Here is a 23,696-nt window from a genome sequence, read left to right as displayed (position 1 = left end):
GCTTAGGTTAGACAGAGATGGTCCGATTCTAGCTGAAAAAAAAATAAAAAACATAGAAAAAAACGTAGAGCTTTGTATGTTTAATTTATATCAGTACACTTTACCACATCATTAGTTAACCTCTCTGGAAATAGAAATTTGATGAAAAGATAAATTAGGTTATCTAAAAAGAACCTAAGATCTGTAAACACTTTTATACAATTGAATTACGGTTAATAAAAAAAAACTGATATAGTTACGCACGACGATATTTGGTCATATGTATCATTATTTAATATATACAATTTGTAAGGAATAAGGCTAACTTTTATGCAACTTGCCGATTTAAGAATAGCGATTATAGGTTTAGGTTATGTAGGCTTGCCATTGGCGGTTGAGTTTGGGAAAAAAGGGCCGGTAATTGGATTTGATATTAATCAAAAACGTATTGATGAATTAAAAAGTGGTCAAGACCATACTCTAGAAGTTACACCTGAAGAGCTGCAACAATCACAACACTTAAGTTTTAGTGCAAATTTAGATGACTTAGAACAAAGTAATTTTTTTATTGTAACTGTTCCAACACCTGTTGATCAGGTTAACCGACCAGATTTAACCCCTTTAAGAAAAGCGAGTGAAACTGTAGGGCAAGCTTTAAAGAAAGGCGATATTGTTGTATATGAATCTACAGTATATCCAGGTGCTACAGAAGAAGTTTGTATTCCTATCTTAGAAAAAGTGTCTGGGCTAAAATTTAACGAAGATTTTTTTGCTGGTTATAGTCCTGAACGTATTAACCCTGGCGATAAAGTTAATACATTGACTAAAATTAAAAAGATTACGAGTGGTAGCACTCCCGAAGTTGCAAATACTGTAGATGCCGTATATGCAAGCATTATTACTGCTGGTACTCACAAAGCAACTAGTATTAAAGTTGCAGAGGCTGCCAAAGTTATTGAAAACACGCAACGTGATTTAAATATTGCTTTAGTAAATGAGCTTTCTGTTATTTTTGATCGTATTGGTATCGATACTTTAGATGTTTTAGAAGCAGCTGGTAGTAAATGGAACTTCTTACCGTTCCGTCCAGGTTTAGTCGGTGGGCATTGTATCGGTGTTGATCCTTACTATTTGACTCATAAAGCAGAAGAAGTTGGCTATCATCCACAAGTGATTCTTGCTGGTCGTCGTATCAACGACAATATGGCCCGTTATGTTGCTCGTAACACGATTAAACTGATGCTTCAAAACGGTATTGATGTCCCTCGTGCAAAAGTTGGTGTACTCGGAGTGACTTTTAAAGAAAACTGTCCTGATATTCGTAATAGTAAAGTAGCAGATCTTATTAAAGAGTTAGAGTTCTGGGGTGCGCAAGTTGTAGTGGCTGACCCATGGGCCGATGCAGACGAAGTTAGACATGAGTATGGTATTGAGCTTGGGAAAGTTGACGCTCAAAACCCTGTAGATAGCGTTATTATTGCGGTAGGTCACAATGAATTCCGTTCACTTTCAGCAAGTGAATTGCGTAGTTATATGAAATGTGAAAAACCAGTGTTGGCAGATGTTAAGAGCCTTTTTGATCGCACTGAAATGGCAGATGCTGGCTTTACCGTATTCCGTCTCTAATTTTATCTTATTATTAAATTGAAGTTTTAATCATGAAAAAATTTGCACTTATTGGTGCGGCTGGATATATCGCACCACGCCACCTTAAAGCTATTAAAGAAACAGGTAATACTTTAGCTGTTGCTATGGATGTAAATGACTCTGTGGGAATTATGGATAGTCATTTCCCTGAAGCAGAGTTTTTTACCGAGTTTGAAGAATTTGAAGCCTATGTAGAAGACCAAAAGCTAAAAGGTGAAAAGCTGGATTATGTAGCGATTTGCTCACCAAACTATCTACATGCACCACATATGAAATATGCTTTGAAAAATGGCATTGAAGTCATTTGTGAGAAACCATTGGTGCTGAATTCAGAAGACTTAAATATGTTATCTGAATATGAAAAGCAATATGGTGGCAAGGTAAACTCAATTTTACAATTACGTTTGCACCCATCTATTATCGCACTGCGTGACAAGGTTCAAGCTGCGCCGGCTGATAAAGTATTTGATGTTGACCTTACTTATTTAACTTCTCGTGGTAAATGGTATCTAAAATCATGGAAAGGGGTAGACAATAAATCAGGTGGTGTAGCAACCAATATCGGTGTGCATTTTTACGACATGTTGCATTTTATTTTCGGCAAAATCGTTAAAAATGAAGTGCATTTCCGTGATGAGAAAACTGCTTCGGGTTATTTGGAGTACGAACGTGCGCGTGTACGTTGGTTCTTGTCAATTGATGCAAATAACCTTCCAGAAAATGCGGTACAAGGTGAAAAACTGACCTATCGTAGTATTACCATTGAAAATGAAGAGCTTGAGTTTTCAGGTGGCTTTACCGATTTACATACACAAAGCTATCAACGTGTATTAGAAGGTAAAGGTTATGGTGTTGAAGAGAACCGTGCAGCAATTGAAACCGTTGAAGTGATCCGTGTTTCTCCAATTGTTGAAAACCCAGAAAACCCACATCCATTATTGGCAAAGGTGAAAAAAGCATGAGCTTTTATCAACATGAAACTGCCATAGTCGATGATGGCGCACAAATTGGTGAAGACTCACGTGTTTGGCATTTCGTTCATGTCTGTGGTGGTGCCAAAATCGGTAAAGGCGTGTCTTTAGGTCAAAATGTCTTTGTTGGTAACCGAGTCGTGATTGGTGACCATTGTAAAGTCCAAAATAATGTATCGGTTTACGATAATGTGTTTTTGGAAGAGGGTGTATTTTGTGGCCCAAGCATGGTCTTTACCAATGTGTATAACCCTCGTTCTTTAATTGAGCGTAAAGATCAATATCGTGACACGCTGGTGAAAAAGGGAGCCACATTAGGGGCAAATTGTACGATTGTCTGTGGTGTCACTATTGGAGCATATGCTTTTGTTGGTGCTGGTGCTGTAGTGAATAAAGATGTACCTGCTTATGCACTAATGGTCGGGGTGCCAGCTAAACAAATTGGCTGGATGAGTGAGTTTGGTGAGCAGCTTGATCTTCCTTTGCAGGGACAAGCTCAGGTAACCTGTTCTCATACAGAAGCAGTTTATAAACTAGATGGAACGACACTGACAAAGCAGGGTTAATATGATTGACTTTATTGATTTAAAAACACAGCAACATCGAATTAAAGATAAAATTGATGCTGGCATTCAAAATGTATTGACACATGGTCAGTACATTTTAGGCCCAGAAGTAATTGAGTTGGAAGAAAAACTTGCTGCCTATGTGGGGGCTAAACACTGCATTACTTGTGCCAATGGGACAGATGCCTTACAAATTGCACAAATGGCATTTGGTATTGGACCAGGTGATGAAGTCATTACACCAGGCTTTACTTATATTGCGACAGCGGAAACAGTGGCTTTATTGGGCGCAAAGCCGGTCTATGTGGACGTAAATCCGAAGACTTATAATTTAGACGTTGAAAAATTAGAAGCAGCAATTACCCCTCGGACCAAGGCTATTATTCCTGTAAGTTTATATGGCCAGTGTGCAGACTTTGATGCAATCAATGCGATTGCTACAAAGTATGGTATTCCTGTGATTGAAGACGCTGCGCAAAGTTTTGGTGCAACTTATAAAGGTCGTAAAAGCTGTAACTTAAGTACCGTTGCTTGTACCAGCTTTTTCCCAAGTAAGCCATTGGGTTGCTATGGTGATGGCGGTGCTATTTTTACCAATGATGATGAGCTTGCTAAAGTGATTCGTCAAATTGCACGACATGGTCAAGATAAACGTTACCACCATATCCGTGTGGGTGTTAACAGTCGTTTAGATACGATTCAGGCAGCAATTTTATTACCAAAATTAGAAATTTTGGATGATGAGATGCAAGCACGTCAAAAAGTAGCTGAAGTTTATAATCAGTTATTTAATCAGGCAGGTATTCACACAACACCACATCTTGAATCGCATAATACGAGTGCATGGGCACAATATACGATTCAGGTTGATAACCGTGCAGAAATACAAGAGAAATTAAAAGCTCAAGGTATTCCAACAGCTGTGCATTACCCAATCCCTTTGAATAAACAACCTGCTGTGGCCGATGTAAGTGTGAAGTTGCCTGTAGGTGATGCGATTGCTGAAAGAGTAGTGAGCTTACCAATGCATCCATATTTAGAACAAGGATCACAAAAAATTATCGTGCAAAAAATAGAAGGTATAATATGAGTATACTTTTTGCGCGGTTAATTACAAAGATTGTCAATTGGGCTGTTAAGAAAACACATTTATACAATGTATCAAAATTTAAAGGTATTGCCTCTAGTGCTAGTATCGGGACTAAGTGTATTTTAAATTTACCTGTAAATAATTTATTCATTGGTGAAAAAACATATTTGAATGGAGCGCACTTATCAAGTGGACATAATTCGAAGATTATTATCGGAGATGGTTGTGCCATTGGATATAACGTATCAATAAAAGCTATTACTCATTCAAAGGAAAAGCCTACCAATAATAGTCTAGGGGGTATTAATCATGTCGAAAAAGATATCAAAATAGGAAATAATTGTTGGATTGGTGATAATGTTTTTATTCGCGAAGGAGTAATATTAGGAGATAATATAATTGTTGGTGCTAATTCAGTTGTTACAAAATCATTTGACAGTAACCTAATAATAGCCGGTATACCTGCAAAGATTATTTCTATTGTAAAGTAATATTGGAGAATTTTTTTGCATATTTTGATTCTTCCCTCATGGTATCCTGCGTATCAAGAAGATATTAGAGGATGTTTTTTTAGAGATCAGGCTTTAGCTCTATTGAAAGCAGGAAACCAAGTAGGAGTAGTTACGAATGAATTTAGATCACTAAAAAATTGGAAAACAATTTTTAGCTATAAACATGGTTTTTTTTATGAAGATGATAGTGGGATTAATACTATTAGGTTCAAAACTATGTTGTGGTTTCCCAAAGTACCCTTTTTAATAAATACTTTGAATACAATATTTGGTAAACAAGGGGTTGAAAAATATATAGAAAAATATGGTAAACCAGATATTATACATGTGCATTCTTGTTTATATATGGGAGAAATTGCACAATACATAAAAACTAAATATCAGATTAATTATATTGTTACAGAGCATAGTAGTGGTTATATAAGAGATTTATATACACCCTATCAATTACAAGTAACTAAAGAGATCTTAAATAATAGCTCATGTAATATTGCTGTTTCAAGTCAAATGGCAAAATTCTTTATGAGTAAATTTGAGACTAGTGGTAAGTGGGACATTATACCTAATATTGTTAATCCAATTTTTTTTGAAAAAAGTTTAGAAGAAAGAAAGTCAAATAATAATAGATTCAAATTTCTTAATGTTGCTTTTATGAATGAAAATAAAAGACAAATTAATATCGTTAAAGCATATCATAAATTGATTCAGCAAGGATTCATCAATATTGAATTGGATTTAATTGGTGAGGGTGAAGAAAAAAGCGCATTAGAAAAGTATGTTAAAGACAATATGCTCACTAATATAAATTTTTTAGGTTTAAAAGATAGATATTTTATTGCGGAGGCAATGAATAAAAGTGATTGCTTTATACTATCAAGTAATTTTGAAACCTTCGGAGTTGTTATTATTGAGAGCTTAGCCAGTGGGCTTCCCGTTATATCTACTAAATGTGGAGGACCAGAGGATATTCTGGAGGAAGAAAATGGTTTATTGGTCGAAAAGAATAATATAGCTGAATTAGCTGAAGCTATGGTAACTATGTTAAGTAGTAAATATGATAAAAATAAAATCAGAAGAAGCTGTTATGAGCAATATAGTGAGGAAGCAGTTACCATGAAGTTAAAATATATTTATCAGAAATTTGTTGTATGAATATTAAGCAAAAGATTATGCGTTATAGTGTTGGTCCATTAGGCGCAGCACTTATTTCTTTAATCACAATCCCTTTGATAGCATGGCTTTATAATGTTGCTGATGTAGCTAAATTTTCTATATTTCAATCTGTTGTTATTTTGTATTCATTGGTTTTATGTTTAGGATTGGATCAAGCATTTATACGTGAATATTATGATTCAGATATAAAGGAGTCTCTTCTTAAAAATATTTATTTAGGAGCATTGCTACCCTCTTTAATTTTTATATTATTTACATTCGTTTTTTTTCGTGAGGAGATAATATTATTTTTATATGATGAATATTCTATTCAGCTTTACATATTAACTATTCTAACCTGTTTTTTTAGTCTCTCAATAAAAATGCTAAGCGCTATACAACGGGTACAAGAACAAGCCTTGCTATTCTCATTAAGTCAGTTATTACCTAAAATTATATTTTTATTGTTGATAATTGTTTTTTTTAAAATGGGTCCAGCGAAGTTTGAAAATATACTTTGGTCGCAATTTTTATCTGTTTTTATTGTTTTTATTTATTTTTTATGGATAAATCGAAATAATTTTAAAAAATCGATAAAAAGTAAAATTGATATTTATAGTATTAAAAAATACTATAGTTTTGGTTTGCCATTAATTTTAACTGGGGCTGTAATTTGGGGATTGAAATTAGCAGATAGATTCTATTTGAAAATTTTCTCTGATCTTAAACAGCTAGGTTTATATGCCATGGCAATTAGTATTGCAAGTGGGGTTGCGATATTTTCTGGTGTATTTAATACAATTTGGTCACCTCTTGTTTATAAGTGGGTTAATGATTCAAATATTTATGATAATTCTATTCCTGATAAAGTTAGAGCAGTTTCATATAAGATCTCAATTTGTATATTAATGGTAATAATTTTTTTAGTTTTTGCTTCAAAAATTATTGTTAAAATTTTACCTTCAAATTATGCTGATATACATTTAATTGTTCCTCTTTGTGCAATAGCACCGTTATTATATACATTGTCTGAAGTTACAGGTATAGGTATAAACTTGATGAAAAAAACAAAATATACTCTATGGAGTTGTATTTCGGCTATAGTTGTCCATATAAGCTTAAGTTTTTTTCTAATTCCTAAGTTTGGTGCAGTTGGCGCATCTGTTGCAGGGGCAATATCATTTTATGTTTTTTTTATTATGCGAACTATTTTTTCAAATTATATTTGGGTTAATTGTAATTTAAGTAAAACTTATATAGTTTCTTTTTTAAGTTTATGCTGCTCTCTAATTCCTGTTATCTTTTGAGTATATAGTGTATGATTAATATAGAAAATTTCAATTTAAATCATTTTATATACAAGTTATATTTTTCTTTGGTTTTTTGTATCTTTTTTTCTACAGTTGATGTTATTCCTACTTCGATATATTATGGTTTTGTTGGGTTAAATATATTATTAACTATTTTGCTGTTCTTAGCATTAATTAGAAATAATTTTTTAAACTACAAAGATTTAGTATTAACTTTGTTGTTTATTTTTCCAATTTTTCTTAGTCAATTTTTTAATATTAATAATAGTCCGAACCTTGTTAGGTTTATATTAATAATAATTTTTTATCCAATTATTTTTTTTATATTAAATTATATTGTTTCTAGATTTAGTATAGAAAAAATATTGTCGCCAATAGTACTATCTATTGGGGTAATTTCTATTTTTTCTGCATTATCTAGTTTAGGAATTGTTGAGTTTGAATTTTATGGTTCTGATGCAAGTACTTTAGATTATTATGCTGATGTTTATTCTAGAGATCGTCTCTTAGCAATAAATGGAATATATTTAAATCAAAATTCTTTTGCCTCTATATTATTGATTGGTTTTTTTTCATTTCTTAATTTTTTTATTAGTTGTAATAAAAAAATATTGAAAATTCTAAGTGCTTTAATGTTATTTTTTATTTTGATTTTATTGTTTTTAACATTGGCTAGAGCGGCTATATTTTCTGTTCTAATTGGTAGTATATTTTTTTATATCTTTTCTAATGTGAAGATTTACTTGAAAGTATCTATTTTAGCTTTATTTGCTTTATTAATTTTGGCTTTGATCTTCATTTCTCAATATGGTGAGATGTTCGTTGCTAAATTAGATTCTGCGGGATTATCATACAGAGATGTTATTTGGGCTGATGCTTTAGATAAGTTTAATCAGAACTTGTTTTTTGGGGTTGGTTTAGGTAATTACCAATTTATTAGCGGTGGGCATGTTTATAGTACCCATAATCTATATCTATTTTTCTTAGTGTCATTAGGTATATTAGGTGTTTCTAGCTTTATTTTAGTTGTTTTATTTTTCTTGAAAAAATTAGTGGAAAGAATTGTTTTTTATAGAAGCGATAAGACTATTTTAATATTTTCTTCTTGTGTTGTCGCTATCTTAATCCATCAGTTTTTTGAGGTTGAATTAGACAACCCATTTAAACCACTTTCTTTCTTCTTCCTTTTATCGATAGCATATTTATTTTCTCGACCAGTTAAAAATATTAGGTAAATAATATGTCACATATTGTGCATTTAACTTCAGCTCATCCTCGTTATGATACGCGAATTTTTGTAAAACAATGCTGCTCACTGGCAAAAAGATATGATACTTATTTAGTGGTGGCTGATGGAAAAGGTAATGAAGTAAATAATCAGGTCAAAATTCTAGATGTGGGTAAGTTCACCGGGCGTAAAAATCGCATGCTTAATGCACCTAAAGCTATATTTGAAAAAGCACTTAGTTTAGATGCAGAGATCTATCATCTCCATGATCCAGAACTTATTCCAATAGGTTTAAAACTAAAAAAAATGGGAAAAAAAGTTTTTTTTGATGCACATGAAGATTTACCTAATCAGATTATGTCGAAACATTATTTGAATCCTATATCTAAAAAGATCATCGCTTTTTTAGTTAAAGCTTATGAAAAATATGCTTGTGCGAAATTAGATGGTGTTGTGGCAGCTACACCTTTTATTCGGGATAAATTTCTTAAAATTAATAAAAATACAATTGATATCAATAATTACCCTAAATTAGAAGAGTTTAGCTCGATACCTACAGATACTTTAAAAGGAAATCAAGTTTGTTATATCGGTGGCTTAGCAGATGTGCGTGGGATTGTTGAGATGGTTCAGGCAATTAATTCAACACAAAGTGAAGCAAAACTGGTACTTGCTGGGGATTTTTCAGATAAAAACTTAGAGCAATCTGTAATGGAAATGGAAGGATGGGAAAAAGTTGACTTTCTAGGCTATGTGGGTCGAAATGAAATAAAAAATACCCTAGCTTCATCTGTTGCGGGCTTAGTTGTTTTACATCCAACACGAAGCTATTTAGATTCATTGCCTGTAAAAATGTTTGAATATATGTGTGCAGGAATACCAGTAATTGCTTCAGAATTTCCTTTATGGCGCTCTATTGTAAATGACGCGCAGTGTGGGGTTTGTGTTGATCCTTTAAAACCTCATGAAATTGCTAAGGCTATAGATTATTTTATAAATAATCCTGATAAGGCTAGAGTCATGGGAGAACAGGGACGAGCTGCAGTTTTAGAAAAGTATAATTGGAGCATTGAAGAAAATAAACTTTTGAATTTCTATTCAAGTATTTTGGATATTTGAAATGATGGAAAATAAAAAAACATTTTGGTTTATTAACCAATATAGTTCAACCCCTGAAACAGCAATGGGTGGTCGACATTACTATTTGGCGCAAGAGTTAGCTAAAAAGGGTCATCAAGTTTATGTTATTGCCGGGCGTTATAGTCATTTGCTTCGTAATCCCAAGAAATTTGAGGAACAGTATCTCGTTGAGGAAATTATTCCTAATTTCTCATTTGTATGGGTGAATTTACCAGACTATCAAGAAGCTCATAGCAAACAGCGTGTATTAAACTGGTTTAAGTTTTCTTGGCTGTTACGCAAGATGGCAGATGTAATTCCAGCAAAACCAGATGTAATTTTATACTCATCACCATCACTTATTGGGTATTTGGGGGCTAATTATTTAGCTAATAAATTTAAGGTCCCTTTTATTTTTGAAGTACGGGATATTTGGCCTTTAACATTAATGGAGTTAGGAGGCCATTCTCCAAGCCATCCATTTATAAAATTTATGCAGTGGATTGAAGACAGGGCTTATAGAAAAGCTGATTACGTATTTTCAAATTTATATAATGCTATTGAACATATGCAAAGTCGAGGTTTAGACAGTAGTAAGTTTCATTGGATACCGAATGGCGTATCTTTAGAGGAGGTTTCGCAGAAGGAGCCTTTAAGTACAGAAACGGTTACTCAATTACCTCAAAATAAATTTATCATTGGTTACACAGGAACAATTGGTGTTGCTAATGCTATAGATGATCTTATTGAAGCAGCACAGATGTTATCAAATAATCCACATTTACATTTTGTTCTTGTGGGTTCAGGAAAGGAAAAAGATAATTTAATACAAAAAGTTAATACTTTGGGCTTACAGAATATTACTTTTATTGATGCGATTCCAAAGAAGCAAATTCAGTCAATGCTAGAGCAATTTGATGTTTGTTATATAGGTTGGCAGAAAAATTCACTTTATCGTTTTGGTATAGCGCCCAATAAATTACCCGAATACCTATATGCAGGCAAACCAATTATTCATGCCTTTTCTGGTAAGGGTGATATTGTTCAGCAAGCACAAGCGGGAATTACGATTGAAGCAGAAGATCCTCAAGCAATCGTAGGGGCAGTGCAAAAATTATACGCACTTACTAAAGAGCAGCGGCAACAGCTAGGCGCCAATGGTAAACAGTTCGTATTACAAAACCTAGAATATGCCATGATTGCAGAAAAACTCGAGAATATTGTTTTTAAGGATAACTTATGAAACGATTACTAGATATTACTATTGCTTCTATTGCTCTTATTCTACTTTCACCATTGTATTTATATGTTGCATATAAGGTGAAAAAAAACTTAGGCTCGCCAGTATTGTTCCGCCAAGTTCGTCCAGGCCTAAATGGTAAACCATTTGAAATGATTAAATTTCGAACGATGAAAGATGCAATAGATATTCAGGGTAATCCTTTACCAGATAGTGAACGCTTAACCTCCTTTGGTAAAATGTTACGTTCTACAAGCCTTGATGAAATGCCTGAGCTTTGGAATGTAATAAAAGGTGATATGAGTATTGTTGGTCCACGACCTTTATTGATGGAGTACTTACCGCTTTACAATAAAGAACAAGCAAAGCGACATGAGGTACGTCCAGGAATGACTGGCCATGCTCAAGTCAATGGGCGTAATGCTATTGGCTGGGAAGAAAAGTTTAAGCTTGATACATGGTATGTTGAAAATAGGTCGCTTTGGTTAGATTTTAAAATTATGTTACAAACCGTTAAAAAAGTAATCGCTAAAGATGATATTAATGAGGCAGGTGAAGCAACGATGAGTAAATTCACAGGTTCAGAAGAGAAGGAAATAGAGAAAAAATGACAATGATTATTGGTGTTTATGGCGCTAGTGGTTTTGGTAAGGAAGTTATGCCTTTAGTGCGTCAGCAGTTCCCAACATTAAGTAAAGAACAATTCGCTTTTATTGACGATGGTCAAGCTGGAGCGACTTTAAATGGATACCCAGTAATATCCTATATCGACTTTATTAGTAAACCAACTGACCATAAAGCCGTAACAATTGCCATAGCAAATAGCGTTGTTCGTGAGAAGTTAGTTAGCCTTTTAGAAAAAGATGGTATACAGCATTTAGCGGTTCAGGCGACAAACACAGTTATTCTTGATGAAGTTGAGATAGGGGAAGGAAGCTTACTTTGCCCATTTACTTGCTTAACTTCTAATATAAAAATTGGAAAGTTTTTTCACGCTAATATTTATAGTTATGTGGCTCATGACTGTGTAATTGGAGATTATGTTACATTCGCACCTGGTGCTAAATGTAATGGTAACATTCATATTGAAGATCATGCCTACATTGGTACAGGAGCTGTAATAAAACAAGGCACACCAGAAAAACCTTTAGTAATTGGTAAAGGTGCTGTTGTTGGTATGGGCGCTGTAGTAACTAAAAGTGTACCTGCGGGTGTAACAGTTGTAGGCAACCCTGCAAGAATTTTAGAAAGAAAGTAAAAATTTTTTATTAGGAAATCAGAATGTTAAACACTGCATTTGAACCATGGCCAAGTTTTACTACAGAAGAAGCTGACGCAGTCAAAAATGTATTACTATCAAATAAAGTAAATTATTGGACTGGCCAAGAATGTAGAATTTTTGAAAAAGAATTTGCCGAGTTTTCTGGTACAAAATATGCGGTAGCTTTAGCAAATGGGACCGTTGCGCTGGATGTTGCATTAAAAGCTTTAGACATTGGTGCAGGTGACGATGTTATCGTAACTTCTCGAACTTTTCTCGCTTCAGCAAGCTCTATTGTAACAGCAGGCGCTAATCCTGTTTTCGCAGATGTAGAGCTAGATTCTCAGAATATTTCACGACGTACGATTGAAGCCGTAATTACACCAAATACTAAAGCGATTATTTGTGTGCATTTGGCTGGTTGGATGTGCGATATGGATCCGATTATGCAACTTGCTGCCGAGCGTGGCATTTATGTTATTGAAGATTGCGCGCAGGCTCATGGTGCAAAATATAAAGGTAAAGCTGCAGGGTCAATCGGTCATATTTCTGCTTGGTCTTTTTGCCAAGATAAAATTATGACAACTGGTGGTGAGGGCGGTATGGTCACCACAAATGATGAGACACTTTGGAAAAAAATGTGGTCATATAAAGACCATGGTAAAAGCTACGATAGTATTTATAATAAACAGCATCCTCCAGGTTTCCGCTGGTTACATGACTCATTTGGTACAAACTGGCGCATGATGGAAATGCAAGCAGTTATTGGTCGAATTCAGTTAACACGTATGAATGAATGGACACAAAAGCGTACTGAAAATGCAGAAAATATTTTAAAGGCGTTTGAAAAGTCTCCTTACTTTAACGTTCATATCCCTTCAGATGATTATGTTCATGCATATTATAAGTGTTATGTACAAGTGAATTTAGAGGCGTTACCAGAGGGTTGGACACGTGATCGAATCATGCAAGAAATTAATGATCAAGGTGTACCTTGCTTTAGTGGCTCTTGCTCAGAAGTTTACTTAGAACATGCATTTGATGGTACACCATGGCGTCCAGAAAAACGTTTGGAAAATGCACAGCAATTAGGTGAAACAAGTTTGATGTTTTTGGTGCATCCGACCTTGAGCCAAGACAGTATAGAAAAAACAATTATTGCAATTAATGCAGTTAATAAAGCTTTACAATCATAAGAAACATGAAGCTATTCACATAGCTTTCTTTTGAATTATGATCTGATTTTAAGTTATGTAACCGATGCGTAAAATTTATTTCTAGTTATATCAGAAATGAGTATAACTACCGCACGGTTACTAAAACGATTAGAAGAGTATTGTGAAAAAGATTATTTATCAGTTTGCGTCTGCGCCAAGACTCGCCAAACAATGTTTTTTGGTTCTTGTAGACCTTTTTGCTTTTCCTGTTATTTTATGGTTTTGTTACGCCCTTCGTTTATTTGACTTAGGTGCTGAAGTTATTCCAGGTATTAACTATGGAGTAGCAATCGTTACTATCGTTGCTATTTTAAGTTTAATGGTAACAGGGGTGTATCGCTTTATTGTCCGTACTTTTAACGAAGCCTTTATTGCAAAATTAGCGATTGCTGTTGCACTGATGGTAGTTGTTTTATATAGCCTCAATGCATTCTCAGCAGCTTTTGTTCCAACTTCGATTCCATTGATGTTTGGTTTCTTAATGTTTAGTTGGGTTTGGTGTAGCCGTGCATTTATCCGTTTTATTGTAAAGGCTGCCTTACTTACAGGGGAAGAGAGAAAGCGTATAGCAATTTATGGTGCAGGTGATGCTGGTCAGCAAATTGCAGCTGTGCTTTATCGTTCTGGTAACCACTTGCCCGCTTTTTTTATTGATGACAATCCATCTTTACAAGACCATATGGTTGGTGGTTTAAAAGTATTGTCTCTAGAAAAAGCTTTACAACGTTTTGAAAAATATAAAACTGATGAAATTTTATTAGCATTACCTTCAGTAGGTCGCGTACGTAAAAGTGAAATTATTCAACAGTTAGAACCTGCACATCTTAAAATTACGGAACTTCCAGGCCTTACTCAGCTGGTTGATGGTGAACTAAAGGTTGCTGATATTCGTGAAGTAGACATTGTTGATTTATTGGGACGTGACCCAGTACCACCTGTAGATCATCTACTTGCAAAAAATATTCATAATAAAATCGTAATGGTAACAGGTGCTGGTGGTTCTATTGGCTCGGAGTTATGTCGACAAATTATTAAAAATCAACCTAAAATGTTGATAATTTATGAAATTACGGAATTTGCTCTTTACAGCATAGATAGAGAATTACGTCTAAGCGCTCAATGTGAAATTGTTCCAATTTTAGGTACTGTTCAGGATCAACAAAAATTAGAGCGTATTATTGAGCAGTATAGTGTACAGACTGTTTATCATGCTGCTGCCTATAAACATGTACCTTTAGTAGAATGTAACCCTATTGCTGGCCTCAAGAACAATGCGATTGGAACAGCGAATAGTTTAAATGCAGCTGTGAAAAAGGGTGTTGAGACATTCGTTCTAATCTCGACCGATAAAGCAGTACGTCCAACCAATGTTATGGGTGCATCAAAACGTATGGCCGAGCTTTATTGTCAGGCAATGGCTGAAGCTCAAAAGCAAACTCAAATTAGTATTGTACGTTTTGGTAATGTATTAGGGTCTTCAGGCTCTGTAGTTCCCTTATTTAAAAATCAGATTGCAAAAGGTGGTCCTATTACTGTGACCCATCCAGATGTAACGCGCTACTTCATGACCATTCCTGAAGCATCTCAGTTAGTTATTCAAGCTGGTGCTCTAGGTAAAGGTGGAGATGTCTTTTTACTTGATATGGGTGAACCTGTCCGTATTCAGGATTTAGCTCGACAAATGATTTCTTTAAGTGGTTTAACTGTGCGTGAACAAGACTCAGCACAAGGGGATATCGCAATTCACTATAGTGGATTACGCCCAGGAGAAAAACTTTATGAAGAATTATTAATCGATCAAGAAAATACTGAATATACCGAGCACAGTAGAATTCTTCGATCATTTGAGAAGTTTTATCCTCTTACAGAGATTCAAGAAGTTTTTGAGCGGGTTAATAATATGACTGCTGTTCAAAAAGATATTGATTGGGCTCTTTGTCAACTCGAACACTATGTTGATGGTTATAAACGTAGTAAAGATATTATGGTTAATTAGAGAGTGAATCTGTGATTAAAAAGGCAGTTTTACCTGTAGCTGGATTAGGTACACGTTTTTTACCAGCAAGTAAGTCAATTCCCAAAGAAATGGTCACAGTGGTAGATCGTCCTGCAATTGAATATGTAGTGCGTGAAGCTGTAGAGGCTGGAATTGAGCAAATTATTTTGGTAACTCATTCATCTAAGGCATCAATTGAAAATTATTTTGATCGAAACTTTGAACTAGAAACGACTCTAGAGCAAAAGAAGAAGTTCGATTTACTTGAAGAAATTACTCAGATTATTCCATCTCATGTGAGTGTGGTAAGTGTAAGGCAGCCTCAACCTTTGGGTTTGGGGCATGCTGTTTTATGTGCGAAAAGTATTGTTGGGCAAAATGATTTTGCTGTGTTATTGCCAGATGTATTGGTTCAAGATAACTCAGGGAAAAATGATCTATCGCGTATGATTGCTCGCTATGAATCAAGTCAAGCTGCTCAAATCATGGTTGAGGCAGTGCCAGACCATCTTGTAGATCAATATGGAATTGTTGATGTGAAGCAGAGCCCGAATGAGGGTGAAAGTATTGCTATGCAGGGAATTATCGAAAAGCCTGCTATAGGTTCTGCGCCTTCTAATTTATCCGTGGTGGGGCGTTATATTTTACCTGCTAAGATTATGCAGCTTTTGGAAAATACACCCAAAGGTGCGGGTAATGAAATTCAGTTAACTGATGCTATTGCGATGCTTCAAGAAACTGATACTGTTGAAGCCTATCGGATGCAAGGCCAAACTTTTGACTGTGGTAGTAAGCTTGGATATTTAAAAGCTGTATTACATTATGGTCTAGAACACCCTAAGTTAGGATTGGAATTTAAACAGCTGATTCAAGAACTTAAATTATAAAGTTTTGTAGTTCTGCTTAAGTGTTTGTAAAAACTACTGAATATAGTAGCTGAGCAGTATATTCTCTTCCTGTAAAGGGAAGAGAAATCTATAAAATACGAAAAAATCAGGTGTGCAATGAAAATCGCAGTATTTGGAACAACGTTACATGCCGGCGTGATGGCAGCATTATTAGCTGAATATGGTAATCAAATTTACTGGTGTACAAGTGTCACCTGTGAAGAAAATATTTCTGTACTTTCGTATCAAGATCAAGACGTAAATAATTATTTAAATAAGCAGCGAAAAGCGGGTTTCTTAAAAGAGAGCCCTTTTTCTGAGATTCCTTTAGATATTGAAGTTTATTTATTCTGTTTTAGCCCAACACAAATTGAACTTGCATTAAAAACGGTTGAAAAGTTGAGTGAAAGACCAATTACTCATCCACGGTTAATGATTAATGGTTCTACTTTTGGTTTGCACGGTACAGAGAAATTAAAACAGCATTTGCCAAAAGATGAGTGGGTTTACTTTCCTGATGTGATTCAGGAAGGTAATGCTATTAATAGTGTATTGAATGTAAAACATGTCATTATCGGTGTGGAATCTAGAGATGCAAGTGAAACTATGCAGGAGTTATTGCGTCCTTTTTTCCAATTTAGTTATCAATATTTATTTATGCCAATTTTAGATGCTGAGTTCACCAAACTTAGTATTTCAGGCATGTTGGCTACCCGCATTAGTTATATGAATGACTTGGCTATGGTTGCCGAAAAGTTAGGTATTGATATTGCGAATGTAAAGCATGGTATAGCTGCTGACACACGTATTGGTGCTGCATATTTATCGCCAGGTGTAGGATTTGGCGGTGAGAATTTTTCGCATGATATTTTAACACTTTCGAGCACTGTGTCTAAAACTGGAACAAAAAGTCGCCTTTTGGAACAAGTTTGGGCTATTAATGAGCAGCAGAAAGAAATTTTATTTCGTAAGTTATGGAATTATTATCACTGTAGTCTAAATGGCAAAACGGTTGCGATTTGGGGTGCATCCTTTAAAGAGAACACTTCAAATATACATAATTCACCGATTCATATTTTATTAGCTGCATTATGGGCACAAGGTGTAATAGTGCGTCTGCATGACCCTCAAGCTTTGGATGAAATAGCTGCAATTTATGGGCATCGTGAAGATTTAATTTTATGTACTGATCAATATGAGGCGGTGCAAGATGCTCATGCATTATGTCTAGTCACTGCATGGAAGCAATATTGGAGTCCTGACTTTAAGCAACTACAACAGTTAATGAAGCATCCTTTAATTTTAGATGGGCGTAATATTTATGATCCTGCTTATGTAAAGGCGAAAGGTTTTGCTTATGAAGGAGTAGGTCGCTTATGAGTAAATCAATTGAGCAATTTTCAAAAGAATTAGTCTCACCTCTAGCCCATCTTCAAACTTTAGGTGAAAAAAACTCAAAATTACATATAAAAGAGTTATTTGCTTTAGAGCCAGATCGTTTTCAAAATTATTCTGTTAAATTTGATCAATTATTTTTTGATTATAGTAAGCACCGCTTAACCAAAGATATTTTGGGACAATTAGTAGCTCTTGCGAATACTAAAAACTTAACCGAATGGATTAATCGCCTTTTTTCACAAAATAAAATTAACTGTACTGAGCAACGTGAAGCAATGCACTGGGCACTGCGTTTACCGGTTGACTATTCAAAGTTTCCAGATTTAACAGAACAAGTTCATAGCCAGTTACAACGTATGTATGCCTTAGTGGAAAAAATCCATGCAGGACAATATCGTGGCTCAACTGGTGAGGTGATTCAAGACGTTGTTAATATTGGGGTAGGTGGTTCTGATTTAGGACCACAAATGGTGACTCATGCGTTGTCTGATTTCAAGGTGAAAACGGCTAAGCCTTTAAATGTTCACTTTGTGTCGACTATGGATGGTAGCCAGTTATCAGAATTACTCCACCAACTTCGTCCTGAAACAACTTTATTTATTATTTCCTCAAAGTCTTTTGGCACGATTGATACCTTATCAAATGCTCAAACAGTGCGTCAGTGGTTAGAAAAGACGTTAGGAAAACATGCTTACGTATTAAAGAGCCATTTTATTGGTGTATCCACAAAAGCGGACAAAATGTCTGAATGGGGGATTGCACCTGAAAATCAATTATTGCTGTGGGATTGGGTAGGTGGTCGTTACTCACTGTGGTCTTGTATTGGTTTACCTATTGCTTTGACGATTGGTATTGAAGGGTTCGAGCAACTTTTAGCTGGAGCTCACGCAGTCGATGAGCATTTTCAAAATACGAGTTTTGATCAGAATATTCCGGTTTTAATGGCATTATTAGGAATCTGGAATAATAATTTTTTAAATATTCAGACCCATGCAGTATTACCCTATGACGGGCGTTTAAAATATTTTGCTGCGTACTTGCAACAGCTTGAAATGGAGTCGAATGGTAAGTCCGTACAGCGTAATGGTCACAAGGTTGAATTAGATACCTGCCCAATTATATGGGGCGAAGTTGGACCCAATGCTCAACATGCATTTTACCAACTCTTACACCAAGGTACACAAGCAGTAAGCTGTGACTTTATTGCACCAATCCAACGTTATAATGCAGATCATTTTACCTATGCAGAAAATGCTGAGGCCTTAGTTGAGCAACATCATCTTGCTCTTTCTAATTGCTTGGCGCAATCGCGTTTATTGGCTTTTGGTAATGAAGCCTTGGACTCAACTGAATTAGAAAATCTGCCAATTTATAAGCAATATGAAGGTAATCAGCCGAGTTCTACCTTATTATTAAAAGAACTTAATCCCTACAGTTTAGGAATGCTAATTGCTTTATATGAACATAAAGTTTTTGTTCAATCTGTAATTTGGAACATTAATCCGTTTGATCAGTGGGGGGTTGAAAAGGGTAAACAGATTGCTGATCAATTACTCCCAATTTTAAGTGGCGTTCAAAATGATTTTTCAAAACTTGATGCCTCAACACGCGGATTAATTAAAATATTGTTAGGAAAAGTAGATGGCTAAAATTCTAGTCACTGGTGGTGCAGGCTATATTGGTTCACATACATGTGTTGAGCTTTTACAAGCTGATCATGAAGTTATTGTATTTGATAATCTTTCAAACAGCTCAAAAGAATCATTAACGAGAGTTCAAGAGATCACCCAAAAAAGTTTAACTTTTGTAGAGGGTGATATACGCAATGCAAATGAGTTAGACAGTGTATTTCAGAGCTATGCAATTGATGCAGTTATTCATTTCGCAGGTTTAAAAGCGGTTGGTGAAAGCCAGGAAAAACCGCTCATTTATTTTGATAATAATATTGCAGGCAGTATTCAACTGGTTAAGTCAATGGAAAAGGCAGGTGTTTATCGCTTGGTCTTTAGCTCGTCTGCGACTGTATACGGTGAGTTTAATCCATCGCCTTATCAGGAAGATATGCCACTTACTATGCCCAATAATAATTATGGCTATACCAAATTAGTGATTGAGCAGATGTTGCAGAAATTGGCAGAGGCTGATCAGCGTTGGTCTATTGCTCTGCTACGTTATTTTAATCCAGTTGGTGCGCATAAAAGCGGGCGTATTGGGGAAGACCCTCAAGGTATTCCAAATAATCTAATGCCTTATGTAACTCAGGTTGCCGTTGGCCGCCGTGATAAGCTTTCCATTTTTGGTAAAGATTATCCAACTCAAGATGGTACCTGTGAAAGAGACTTCATTCATGTAGTGGATTTGGCTAAAGCGCATGAATTGGCTGTGCTGAATCGTCTAAGTAATACAGGGTGTAGAGCTTGGAATATTGGGACGGGACAACCGATTTCCGTACTTCAAGTTAAAGAGACTTTTGAACAGGTCAACCATGTCGAGATTGTGACAGAGTTTGCGGATCGTAGAGCAGGGGACTTGGCCAGTTTCTATGCCGATGCTTCTCGGGCTAAAACAGAACTAGGATGGAAGCCCTGCTATAGCTTGGAAGATATGCTTGCTGATAGCTGGAATTGGCAGAAGCAAAATCCTAATGGTTATAGCTAAATGAATAACAATAAAAAAGGAGCAAATTGCTCCTTTTTTTTATTTTTGATTAGCTCTGAATTAACCCAGTCAGCTCATCTACATAATGTTGCATTGGCTGAGCTTGGCGATCTGCACGGCTTTCAATATTGAGACGTAATAACGGTTCAGTATTTGAAGCCCGGACGTTAAAGCGCCATGCGCCAAAGTCCAAACTTACACCATCGGTACGGTCAATTTGTGGATTTTGATCGGCATAGAAATCGAAAATCTTTTGAATAGTAATCTGTGTATCAGCCACTTTAAAGTTGATTTCACCGCTGCAAGGAAATTTGGTAATCATATTTTCAACTAGGGTTGAAAGAGATTGTCCAGTTTCCGAGAGTAGGGCAACGGTGAGTAACCACGGGATCATGCCGCTGTCGCAATAAGCAAAGTCACGGAAGTAGTGATGAGCGCTCATTTCGCCGCCGTATACGGCATTGTGTTCATGCATGACATCTTTAATGAAGGCATGACCAGATTTTGACTGTACGGCAATGCCTTTGTATTCATCGACAATATCAAAAGTATTCCACACTAAACGTGGGTCATGAACAATTTTTTCGCCAGGTTGTTTAATCAAGAAAGCTTGAGCCAATAGGCCAACAATATAGTAGCCCTCAATGAACTGACCCTTTTCATCAAACAAGAAGCAGCGGTCAAAGTCGCCGTCCCAAGCAATACCCATATCTGCTTGATGTTCAAGTACAGCATTTCGGGTACTGTCACGGTTTTCAATTAAAATTGGGTTAGGAATCCCATTTGGGAAAGTACCGTCTGCTTCATGGTGAATTTTGATAAATTCGACAGGAATATTGAGCGCTTTGAATTTTTCTTCAATGGCATCAATGACGTGGCCAGCCGCACCATTACCAGCATTTACGACCAGTTTTAATGGGCGAATTTTTGCTGGGTCAATATAAGTGACTAAATGTTCGACAAATTCAGGCAAGATGTTATAGCTTTGAGTTGTACCTTTTTGTCTAACTTCTTCAAAGTTATTGGTTTCTGCTAAAGCCTGAATTTCTTTTAAACCCGTATCTGCACTAATTGGACGAGCATTTTCTCGTACCAGTTTCATACCGTTATAGTCCATTGGGTTATGACTAGCGGTAACTTCAATACCACCTTGTACATCTAAATGAAAAGCGGCGAAATAGACCTCTTCAGTACCCGTCATGCCTAAGTCAAGCACATTCACACCAGCATCATTTAGGCCGCGAATGGTCGCTTGTTTTAAAGACTCACTGCTTAGACGAATATCACAACCTACAACTACAGTCTTTGGTTTATAGATTTGTCCGTAAGCGCGGCCAATTTTATAGGCGATTTCTTCATTCAATTCGGTGCCGAGTTTACCTCGGATATCATAGGCTTTAAAACACGTTAAAGTAGTCATTATTCAGTTCAATACAAATGATTTGAGTTTTGAGTATTATTATACATTTATCAATTAATGGTTATGTTTATAGTTTTTATATTCAAGTTCTACGCTTCATTTCTGTAGTTTATATTTAATTTTATAAGAAAGTATTTTTACGACTTTAGTCTAATAAGTAAATTTATGAATTAGAAATAGCTTGATTTTACTTGGTACTATTGGTCATACCAATTATGGTGATTATTTAATGCTTGAGTTTGCTAATGCTCATGTTTATGATGCGATCTGTGGTTCAAGTAATAACATTTGCACGTAAATTTTAATTGGTCATACCAATTGTGCTGAATGTTTAAAATTTTAAGGTACAAAAAATTCGCCCCAGCATTTCAAGGAGATGACAATGCTCAATATGTGGCAACAACTTTATGACCCTTTAAATAATATTTGGCTGTCCAGTGCGGTTGCATTAATCCCGATTATTTTCTTCTTTTTAGCCTTGGCGGTTTTTCGTTTAAAAGGCAGTATTGCGGGTACAGGCACAGTCATTATTGCATTGTTGATCGCTCTCTTTTTCTATCAAATGCCGGGTCAAATGGCCTTTGCATCCATTATTTATGGTTTCTTCTACGGTCTATGGCCAATTTCATGGATTATTATTGGGGCAGTCTTTCTATATAAAATTTCGGTAAAAACAGGCCAGTTTGAGGTGATTCGCTCAAGCATTTTGTCAATTACCGAAGATCAGCGCCTACAAATGTTACTGGTTGGCTTTGCTTTTGGTACGTTCCTTGAAGGGGCTGCCGGTTTTGGTGCTCCTGTCGCAATTACCGCTGCACTACTCGTTGGTTTGGGTTTTAAACCACTTTACGCTGCCGGCTTATGTTTGATTGTGAATACTGCGCCAGTTGCATTTGGTGCGATGGGTATTCCAATTATTGTGGCGGGGCAGGTTTCTGGTGTAGATACCATGGAAATTAGCCAGATGGTTGGACGTCAGTTGCCGTTTTTAACGCTGATTGTGCTGTTCTGGATTATGGCGATTATGGATGGCTGGCGTGGTGTTAAAGAAACTTGGCCTGCGGTGTTAGTCGGTGGTGGTGCTTTTGCGATTGCCCAATATCTTACATCTAACTTCATTGGCCCAGAGTTACCAGACATTACAGCGGCAATTGCTTCATTGGTCAGCCTGACTGTGTTATTTCGTTTTTGGAAACCAAAACATATTTTCCGTTTTGAACCTGAAGCTGGTCAAACGCTAACTCAGCAACCTACAACAATTCAGCGTTATAGCATTGGGAAAATTGCTAAGGCGTGGTCTCCATTTGCAATCTTAACAGTGATGGTAACCATCTGGAGTGTTAAGCCGTTTAAAGCATTATTTGCAAAAGATGGGGTACTGGAACATTTAATTTTTAAACTTGAAGTGCCGTACTTACATAAATTAGTCGAAAAAATGCCACCGATTGTCTCAGAGATGAAACCATATGAAGCGATTTATAAGTTTGACTGGTTCTCTGCGACAGGTACTGCAATTTTTATTGCTGCAATCATCACTGCTATTTTCTTGAAAATGAAAGCGAGTGAGGCAGTAACGACCTTTGGTGAAACGCTAAATGAGTTAAAAACACCAATTTATTCAATTGGTATGGTGTTGTCTTTTGCTTTTATTGCGAACTATTCAGGTTTATCTGCAACTTTAGCTTTGGCTCTATCGCATACGGGTCATGCTTTTACTTTCTTCTCACCATTTTTGGGCTGGCTTGGTGTGTTCCTTACGGGTTCAGATACATCTTCAAATGCTTTGTTCTCCGCATTACAAGCAACTACTGCTCAGCAGATTGGTATTCCGGAAGTATTGCTTGTAGCAGCGAATACCAGTGGTGGTGTGACAGGGAAGATGATTTCTCCACAGTCGATTGCAATTGCGTGTGCAGCGGTAGGCTTGGTTGGAAAAGAATCTGACTTGTTCCGTTTCACGGTAAAACATAGCATCATATTCACTGTCTTTGTTGGCATCATTATTACGGTTCAGGCTTATCTGGTTCCGTGGATGATTCCATAAC

20 protein-coding genes are annotated in these 23,696 nt (G+C 35.9%); 19 read left to right on the top strand and 1 reads right to left on the bottom strand.

All coding sequences use genetic code 11. The annotated features are described in order from the left end of the window. Window positions 1-309: 309 nt before the first annotated feature. The 18 genes from tviB (at window position 310) to galE (ending at window position 20,231) form a co-directional block, all read left to right on the top strand. A complete protein-coding gene (tviB, locus tag ACB088_RS15925) occupies window positions 310-1,605 on the top strand; it encodes a Vi polysaccharide biosynthesis UDP-N-acetylglucosamine C-6 dehydrogenase TviB (RefSeq protein ID WP_375037427.1) in 1,296 nt (431 codons plus the stop codon). 32 nt (window positions 1,606-1,637) lie between these two features. Further along, entirely contained in the window at window positions 1,638-2,588 is a 951-nt protein-coding gene (locus tag ACB088_RS15920; RefSeq protein WP_005049235.1) for a Gfo/Idh/MocA family protein, read from the top strand. Then, a complete protein-coding gene (gene wbpD, locus ACB088_RS15915) occupies window positions 2,585-3,163 on the top strand; it encodes a UDP-2-acetamido-3-amino-2,3-dideoxy-D-glucuronate N-acetyltransferase (protein WP_005049232.1) in 579 nt (192 codons plus the stop codon). The genes ACB088_RS15920 and wbpD overlap by 4 nt, the downstream gene beginning before the upstream one ends. A 1-nt stretch (window position 3,164) precedes the next feature. Then, on the top strand, window positions 3,165-4,253 hold the full coding sequence (locus ACB088_RS15910; protein WP_375037426.1) for a DegT/DnrJ/EryC1/StrS family aminotransferase: 1,089 nt from the start codon (window positions 3,165-3,167) through the stop codon (window positions 4,251-4,253). After that, window positions 4,250-4,744 carry a DapH/DapD/GlmU-related protein gene (locus ACB088_RS15905; protein ID WP_005049228.1) on the top strand — a complete coding sequence of 165 codons (495 nt, stop codon included), beginning with the start codon at window positions 4,250-4,252 and terminating at the stop codon, window positions 4,742-4,744. Before ACB088_RS15910 ends, ACB088_RS15905 begins: the two co-directional genes overlap by 4 nt. A gap of 15 nt (window positions 4,745-4,759) precedes the next feature. Beyond that, window positions 4,760-5,917, top strand: coding sequence for a glycosyltransferase (locus ACB088_RS15900; RefSeq protein WP_375037425.1), 1,158 nt, complete (start codon window positions 4,760-4,762; stop codon window positions 5,915-5,917). After that, window positions 5,914-7,224 carry an oligosaccharide flippase family protein gene (locus ACB088_RS15895; RefSeq protein ID WP_375037424.1) on the top strand — a complete coding sequence of 437 codons (1,311 nt, stop codon included), beginning with the start codon at window positions 5,914-5,916 and terminating at the stop codon, window positions 7,222-7,224. The genes ACB088_RS15900 and ACB088_RS15895 overlap by 4 nt, the downstream gene beginning before the upstream one ends. An 11-nt stretch (window positions 7,225-7,235) precedes the next feature. Further along, complete coding sequence (locus ACB088_RS15890; RefSeq protein WP_375037423.1) at window positions 7,236-8,462, top strand: O-antigen ligase family protein; 1,227 nt, start codon at window positions 7,236-7,238, stop codon at window positions 8,460-8,462. A gap of 5 nt (window positions 8,463-8,467) precedes the next feature. Next, the gene (locus tag ACB088_RS15885; protein WP_005049218.1) at window positions 8,468-9,574 is read left to right on the top strand and encodes a glycosyltransferase family 4 protein; all 1,107 of its coding nucleotides are present in this window, start codon (window positions 8,468-8,470) and stop codon (window positions 9,572-9,574) included. Window position 9,575: 1 nt separating this feature from the next. After that, window positions 9,576-10,817: a glycosyltransferase family 4 protein gene (locus ACB088_RS15880; RefSeq protein ID WP_375037422.1), complete on the top strand. Its 1,242-nt coding sequence runs from the start codon at window positions 9,576-9,578 to the stop codon at window positions 10,815-10,817. Next, window positions 10,814-11,425, top strand: coding sequence for a sugar transferase (locus ACB088_RS15875; protein ID WP_375037421.1), 612 nt, complete (start codon window positions 10,814-10,816; stop codon window positions 11,423-11,425). The genes ACB088_RS15880 and ACB088_RS15875 overlap by 4 nt, the downstream gene beginning before the upstream one ends. After that, window positions 11,422-12,072, top strand: a complete 651-nt coding sequence (locus ACB088_RS15870; RefSeq protein ID WP_005049209.1) for an acetyltransferase — start codon at window positions 11,422-11,424, stop codon at window positions 12,070-12,072. Before ACB088_RS15875 ends, ACB088_RS15870 begins: the two co-directional genes overlap by 4 nt. A 23-nt stretch (window positions 12,073-12,095) precedes the next feature. Then, on the top strand, window positions 12,096-13,271 hold the full coding sequence (locus ACB088_RS15865; protein ID WP_375037420.1) for a DegT/DnrJ/EryC1/StrS family aminotransferase: 1,176 nt from the start codon (window positions 12,096-12,098) through the stop codon (window positions 13,269-13,271). Between the two features lie 142 nt (window positions 13,272-13,413). After that, on the top strand, window positions 13,414-15,288 hold the full coding sequence (locus ACB088_RS15860) for a polysaccharide biosynthesis protein (RefSeq protein WP_375037419.1): 1,875 nt from the start codon (window positions 13,414-13,416) through the stop codon (window positions 15,286-15,288). Window positions 15,289-15,299: 11 nt separating this feature from the next. Further along, on the top strand, window positions 15,300-16,175 hold the full coding sequence (galU, locus tag ACB088_RS15855) for a UTP--glucose-1-phosphate uridylyltransferase GalU (RefSeq protein ID WP_375037418.1): 876 nt from the start codon (window positions 15,300-15,302) through the stop codon (window positions 16,173-16,175). Between the two features lie 117 nt (window positions 16,176-16,292). Continuing rightward, window positions 16,293-17,555 carry a nucleotide sugar dehydrogenase gene (locus tag ACB088_RS15850; RefSeq protein WP_375037417.1) on the top strand — a complete coding sequence of 421 codons (1,263 nt, stop codon included), beginning with the start codon at window positions 16,293-16,295 and terminating at the stop codon, window positions 17,553-17,555. Continuing rightward, a complete protein-coding gene (gene pgi / locus ACB088_RS15845) occupies window positions 17,552-19,222 on the top strand; it encodes a glucose-6-phosphate isomerase (RefSeq protein ID WP_375037416.1) in 1,671 nt (556 codons plus the stop codon). Before ACB088_RS15850 ends, pgi begins: the two co-directional genes overlap by 4 nt. Continuing rightward, window positions 19,215-20,231, top strand: coding sequence for a UDP-glucose 4-epimerase GalE (gene galE / locus ACB088_RS15840; RefSeq protein ID WP_375037415.1), 1,017 nt, complete (start codon window positions 19,215-19,217; stop codon window positions 20,229-20,231). The genes pgi and galE overlap by 8 nt, the downstream gene beginning before the upstream one ends. Before the next feature lie 49 nt (window positions 20,232-20,280). Here galE and ACB088_RS15835 read toward each other — a convergent pair whose 3' ends face one another. Then, window positions 20,281-21,651 (bottom strand): phosphomannomutase CpsG, encoded by a 1,371-nt coding sequence (locus tag ACB088_RS15835; RefSeq protein ID WP_375037414.1) that lies wholly within the window; start codon window positions 21,649-21,651, stop codon window positions 20,281-20,283. Window positions 21,652-22,027: 376 nt separating this feature from the next. Between ACB088_RS15835 and lldP the strand changes: the two genes are divergently transcribed. Beyond that, window positions 22,028-23,695, top strand: coding sequence for an L-lactate permease (gene lldP, locus ACB088_RS15830; protein WP_375037413.1), 1,668 nt, complete (start codon window positions 22,028-22,030; stop codon window positions 23,693-23,695). The last annotated feature ends 1 nt before the right edge of the window (window position 23,696 follow it).

It is taken from the genome of Acinetobacter sp. RW6, from assembly GCF_041956835.1.
Classification (GTDB): Bacteria; Pseudomonadota; Gammaproteobacteria; order Pseudomonadales; family Moraxellaceae; genus Acinetobacter; species Acinetobacter calcoaceticus.
The sequence above is the reverse complement of the archived record's forward strand: the minus strand, read 5'-3'. Positions and strand labels throughout refer to the sequence as shown.